The organism is Helcococcus sueciensis DSM 17243 (assembly GCF_000423145.1).
In the GTDB taxonomy this organism is placed as follows: domain Bacteria; phylum Bacillota; class Clostridia; order Tissierellales; family Peptoniphilaceae; genus Helcococcus; species Helcococcus sueciensis.
Genome location: NZ_AUHK01000023.1, coordinates 22,494 through 29,414 on the forward strand (window position 1 = coordinate 22,494; position 6,921 = coordinate 29,414).

Here is a 6,921-nt window from a genome sequence, read left to right on the forward strand (position 1 = left end):
TTGATGTTAAATTGATATTGTTTTATAACATATTATGGAGGTATTAAAATGGCTATTACAAAATATGAATCTTATTACAATCAAATAAAAGAATCTTTAAATGAAATAAAAGAAACTAATGAATATGAAAATTTATCGAAAGCATTTATACACTGGTATCTAAAGAACCATATATTTATGGATGATCAAGAAATAGGAGAATGTATAATTGATGGTTCAGGAGATAATGGTATAGATGCAATAATATTAAATGAAGAAGAAAAAGAATTGACCGTAATGCAGTTTAAGTTTCCTGTAACTTCAAAGGGTATTAATGAAGAAATTTCTCAAGGAGATATTTTAAAAACAATCAATGGATTTAACATATTGATTAATAAATCTTATACTTCAGAGTCAAACAGTCAATTTAGAGAGTATAAAAATAAAATTAGCGATATAGATATATTCAAATTTAATATTCAATTTATAAGCTTTAATAAAGGAATAGAAGCTAATGCAAATAAAGAATTGATAGATAATTTTGCAAAAAATTTTAAGAAAGATTTTGGAAGTGAGCTCAATATAAAGGTTCATGAAAAATCTACGATATCCAATATATATGAAAAAATAAATAGGAAAAATGATTTAGAAATTAATCTTTCATACAAACAATTAACATCTGCTTATGATATAGAGTTCATGAATATAAAATCATATGTTGGACTAGTAAACTCTAAAGATCTTATCAGCTCAATAGAAGATTATATAGAAACAATATTCGATGAAAATATAAGATTGTATGAGGGTAAGACAACAGTCAATAATTCAATAAAATCTACTGCATCTGATCCTAAAGAGAGTGAAATGTTTTATTTTTATAATAATGGAATAACTATAATATGTGACAAGGCAAGTAATAGTCCTAATAAACTTAGTGTATCATTAAAAGGGGTATCCATTGTAAATGGGTGTCAGACTGTAACATCTATTTATGAATTGTATAAAAAAAATAAGCTTCAAAGTGGAGTTGATATTTTAACAAGAATTATAGAAATTTCAGACTATAATGAAAGAATGAAAATTACAGAATTTTTAAACTCTCAAAATCCGATAAAAGATAGCTACTTTATAGCTAATCACACTATCATCAGAGATTTACAGAAGGCTTTAGAGGATAAAGGATATTATTTAGAAAGGCAAGTCAATGAATTTGAATATAAAAAAATGTATGGAGCAAGGGATATCAATGACTTAACCCCTATAAAACTAGAAAATGTTATACAGTATTATGTAGGGTATTGGTTAGATGAATATGCCGCATTAGCCAAGAGGGGAAAAAGTTTATTATTTGATAAAAATAAAATAGATGAAATTTTGATGGAAATAAATGCTGATAGAGTTATAGAAGCTTATAATATGTACAATAAAATAAGCAAAATAATAACTAGTTACAGAAGAACTAGGAGAAACGATAAAAAGAAAGAGATTTCTGATTTTCTCGAGTTGTCACATGAACAATTTTTAGAAAATGTAGATGAGTATCTGTTCATTAATACAGGAGATATACTTGTTTTGAATACTACTAGAATATTAAAAGAAAAATACGAAAAAGATAATATAGAATTTAATGATGAAAAATTAATAAAAGATTCTATAATAAAAATTCATGACAAATTGATATCTGAATTTCCGGACGGGATTAAAAATGTTTCTACATTGACTAAAAATACAAAAACATTTAAAGATATAAAGGATTATGTAAATTAAAGGGAATTCTTATATTTTATTCTCCGGTACTGGGACTGGGATGGGACTAAAAATTTGAAAATGTCCTATAATTAGGTGGATTTGGTGATACTCCAAAAAATAGAATCTAGTATTTTGAACGGTTTGGTATATATCGTATGTTTGGAAAAGAAGAATGGGAGTAAAATTGTGACAAGTCACAATTTTACGTCACGACACGACACGACAAGCACGAACAAGCTGATTATAGGTCACAAAATCGACAAAACACTCTTTTGAATTTTAACAGAATGTGATGAATAACAATTTTTGAGACAACACATATTTTAGTAAGAAATCAAATGTGTTGTCTCATTTTTTTAAAGATAACATAAAATTTTAAAATGGAAAGAAGGTGTTGAAAATAGCATGACAATGGTGGTTGGAATATATCTATTAATAATGAAATTATAATTTCATATACACATTATCAAGTAAATCAGAGTTTATGTATAAACAAATATTCAATTAGAAATATCAAAATAGTATATGGCGGATTTGTAGTAAATTTGCTCGAAATATAATACGGATTTGTGGTAGAATAGATAGATATTAATTGCGGATTTGTAGTAAAATAGGTAGATATTAATTGCGGGTTTGTGGTAAAATAAGCATAAATAAACTGCGGATTTGAGGTGAAAGATGTTAAAAAGAAAAATTTATTCGAAATTAGTTGATTGGAAGAAAAATGATAAAGGTAAGACTGCTCTTTTAGTAGAGGGTGCGAGACGTATAGGACAGTCTACAATTGTGGAAGAGTTTGCGAAAAAAAATAGGATATGAAATCCCTTTTAATGGAAGAATTTTTAGAACTAACAAGGATAATTTGAGAAAACTTGAAGATAAGGACTGGAATAAAAATTAAGTAATTTAGAAGTTAATAAGGATATATCTGAAGGAGTGATAGCAGCAGGAGTTCCTTGCAAAGTTATTCGTAAAATTACAGAAGTAGATAAGAAAAAATATCCAATATATAAGGAATAATTTGTTATAAATAATTTAAAAAGTAAAAAAACAATTCAATGTTTCAAGATACCGTAACGGGGTATTTATATTTTTACGAAAATCAAAAAAAGGGAGAAATATATGAATAAAAAAATAGGAATTATTTTAGGTAGTTTAAGGAAAGAATCATTTAATAAAAAAGTTTCTGAAAACATAATTGAACTATTGCCAGAAGGATATGAAGCTAAATTTATTGAAATAGCTGATTTACCTTTATACAATGAAGAATATGATGATGGCACATTGGAAACACCACAATCATATACAAGATTTAGAAATGAATTAGAAGAATCAGATGCATTTATATTTGTTACACCTGAGTATAATAGAGCAATGCCTGCAAGTATTAAAAATGCTATCGATGTGGGATCAAGACCATATACTGATGTTAAATGGACAGGAAAAAACACTGCTGTTGTAAGTTCATCTTTAGCTAAGACTGGAGCGTTGAGAGCTAATTATGAAGTTAAAACTTCTTTAGCATTTTTAGGAGCAAATGTATTAGCACAACCTGAAGTAATGCTATCAGAAATACACCAATGTTTTGATGAAAATGGAAATATCACAGAAGCAACAAAAGAATATTTACAAATGTTTGTTGAAAAATTTGCTGAATTTCTAAAATAATTGAGCATATGAAACCTGTATCAATGCTCAGAGTCATGAATATATAATAATTAAATAAAAATTTAAGCGGAATGTAATCTGTATTTTACAGGCGAAATTCCGCTTTATTTTTTAAAATTAGATTTATATAGTTTGCATTTTTATTTAGAATATTTTAATAATATTTTTTTATAAAACTAATATAAAGAAATTAAAAATATATAATCATCTAAGTATAAATGATTCTTTTTGAATAAAAAAACAATTAAGAAGTATAGAAAAAAAGATATAGTTCACACTATAAATTATGTAAATTACTGAAAATGATTCAAATATTAAGAAAAATTAATAAAATAGAATTTAATAAAAAGTGTATAAATTTTTATAATAGATTAAATTGTGAAAAAAATAGCTGAAAATAGCGGTTTAGAAGTTGCTAGATGAGAAAAACATAGATTATAAGTCGATTTGGCCAATTTGAGCTAAATAGACAAAATGGTATAATATTGGTGTAAGTATTCTATAAATACTAACAAAAAATATTTTATTTATATTCAATTATAAAGGGGGAGGAGATATGAAAAGTAAAAGATTTATATCTTTTATATTAGCCTTTGTATTAGTATTAGGATTTGTTCCTAATTATGCCAAGGCTGAAGTCGAACCAGCTAACTGGGTCGACGATGAAAAGACAGCAAGATACTGGCCTATACCTCATCAAGGTAGACTTGTTAAGGTATCTTCAGCTGAAACGCAAAAAAAATCCATCTTTAAGATTTATAGGTGTATATACAAGACCAGACGGTAGAGAAGTTATAAGACTTGCTCTAGGTGGATACTCAGGAGCCCTAACTAGTGTTTGGGAAAGAATGTTAATAAAGCCAGATGCAAATCTTAATTCTATGATTGATTGGTCTGAATCAGGCATGGGTAAAGAAATACCAAAGCAAGGTATAAATAACCATGATAAATATGCTTACAATGATGAGTTTGTTAAGTTTGAATCATTATCATCTCAACAAGCAGGATCAGGAAATGTACATGTAATGAATATTGGTAGAGGTGGTACACTAACAGTAAGAACTGGTACATTAGGTACCCATTTTGAGGCTCCGATAGATCTTGTTTTAAAAGATGGGGAAACTATAAAATCATTAAAAATCAACCCATTAATCCAAATGAGACTTGTGGATTCAAAATATGAGAGAATTTACTCAACAACAATAGAAGATAATGCAGAAATTCCATATTCATCTTATACCATGTCTACATTTATACCAGTAAGAGTAGACCTTACAGATGGTTTGATTATGACAGACGTAGTACGTAACTACGAAAATATTTTCCAATCAGCTTCTTCATATATTAAATATAACGAAGAAAAAGGATATATTGATGTATTCACTAGAAGAACACATGGTAATGTTGAATCAAAAGCAGATCCAGGTGGTTCATTTAATGCTGCAGACGGGAGAAATCAAGGTAATTATGGATTTAGACAAACTTTTGATGCTAGCTTTGTCGATATATTAAAACCACAAGATGAATCTAATACAGTAGCTCAAATTTTTACTGCGAACGAAAAAGATGAAATAAATTATAAATCTGCAGACCCTAACGTGCCAAAACCAGGTAATAGAATAGACTATTCTTTAGATGATATAAAAGTAACTAATGAAATAGGTACAGTAGAAGTAACTAATAACAAACCAGGTGAAACCTTCATGCCTACAGGTACAAGTCTTACCGGATATGGAGATTCTACTGTTGTAAGATATTTTATTGATAAAGAAAAATTAAAAGAAAGCTTTGGCGATACAGATATAGTTGCTTATGAATTTTTCTCAACTGTTTTTGCTGAAAATAAAACAGGTGTTGAAGAATTTAAATCTACTCCAAGAGCTAATGATATAGATCTAAAACGTGGAGATAAAATCCACATAAGATTTGATGGTAGAAGAGATCTTATAACATCAGGAACATTTGACACTCAAGGTTCATACATTCAAATAGGTGATGATCAATTCGCGATTGATATTAGAACAACTTCCGATAAGGCCACATATACGGGAACTGGTATTATATGGAATGAAAACTATATGAAATCTATGGAAGTAACTGTTCCGTTTGATATTAAAATTAAAAAAGATACTCCTGTAACAATATTTTCTAGAAAGACAAAATTACAAGAAGTATCTCCAGGTATGTCTGTAAGGTTTGAATATTCAACTTTAGATGACTCTGGTAATACTGTTAAGAAAGATGAAACATATAGATTTGAAAGACAATTAGTAGATGGTTATACAAGAAACGAAAAGGGTGAAATCTTTAAAGATGGTACTAAGATTAATGAACCACAAGATTCACTATTTGTAGATAATCATCAACCACTTGTTACATCAAGACAAAAAAACTTTGCTGGTGGTATTTTAACCAGAACAGCAGATGCTCCAGATGTTGATGAAACATTTACAGATTCAGAAAATCTAACAGGTAGATCAAAATATGATCAAGTAAATGTTTACCTATATGATGCAGACAAGCAAAAAGTTGATACAGCAAAAAGAATTGGCACTATTAAAGCATCTGATAAGAAAATCGAGATGAATGTTAATGGTGACGATGTACAAGGTTACGAATGGACTTCTGCAAATAATGATGCAGAACATAAATTAGATGCAAGTATTTGGGCTATAAAAGATACACCTTTATACTTCACTAATCAGGATGTACTACAAAATGCATTAGAAAATGAAAAACCAGTAGTAGAGCAAGTTCAAGCAAAAGTAAAATTTGATTTAAATGGTGGAACAATTCCACTAGAAACAAAATCATACCAAGGTGTAGATAAAAATCAAAAACCAGGTACAGAATTTGCTTATGTAGTGAAAAGATCACAAGAAACAGAAGCGGTAACAAGAATTGCTCCAATGAATATTAAATTTGCAAATCAAGAAGGATATTTAGCAAATGGATTCGAAGGAAAAAATGTTAGTCTAAAAGATCATAATGGAAAAGATCTAGAAGGTGATGCATTAGAATTAAGAAAATATCTTGCAGAGAAACCTGTAAAAGAAGGACGTAGATTCTTAGGTTGGACAACTAAAAAACTTGAAGGTACAGGTAAAGAAGTAAGCGAACAATTCAAAAAATTAGAATCAGCAACAACTTTAGAACAAGTTAATGGTGAAGGAAACTTCATATTTAACGAAGAAGCACCTGTTTCTAAGACATTAACAGTTTATGCTGCATGGGGTGAATATGAAGATATAATCCCACAAGAACCAGGTGAAGAAAAACCAGATGTACCAGAAAACTTCGTATTAGTAGAATTCTTACCAGGAGAACACGGTACACTTGAAGGAACAACTAAGTACTGGGTAAATAAAGAAGCAGGAAAGACTCTTGCAGATGTTAAAGAAGTTAAAGAATTTAAAGAACTAAAAGTAACAGCAAATGAAGGTTACAAACACACAGGTTGGGATAAAGAAGATACAACAGAAATTAAGGCTGCATTAGAAGTAACAGCACAATACAAAGCAAAAG

General features: G+C 28.7%; 4 protein-coding genes. All 4 read left to right on the forward strand.

The annotated features are described in order from the left end of the window. Nucleotides 1-48: 48 nt before the first annotated feature. Nucleotides 49-1,746: an AIPR family protein gene (locus tag G534_RS0105995; RefSeq protein WP_027348318.1), complete on the forward strand. Its 1,698-nt coding sequence runs from the start codon at nucleotides 49-51 to the stop codon at nucleotides 1,744-1,746. 660 nt (nucleotides 1,747-2,406) lie between these two features. Then, complete coding sequence (locus G534_RS08715) at nucleotides 2,407-2,547, forward strand: hypothetical protein (protein WP_156896580.1); 141 nt, start codon at nucleotides 2,407-2,409, stop codon at nucleotides 2,545-2,547. Between the two features lie 303 nt (nucleotides 2,548-2,850). Beyond that, nucleotides 2,851-3,396, forward strand: coding sequence for an NADPH-dependent FMN reductase (locus G534_RS0106005; RefSeq protein WP_027348319.1), 546 nt, complete (start codon nucleotides 2,851-2,853; stop codon nucleotides 3,394-3,396). Nucleotides 3,397-4,058: 662 nt separating this feature from the next. Further along, a partial coding sequence (locus G534_RS08065; protein ID WP_205617663.1) for a hypothetical protein occupies nucleotides 4,059-6,921 on the forward strand: 2,863 nt, incomplete at its 3' end.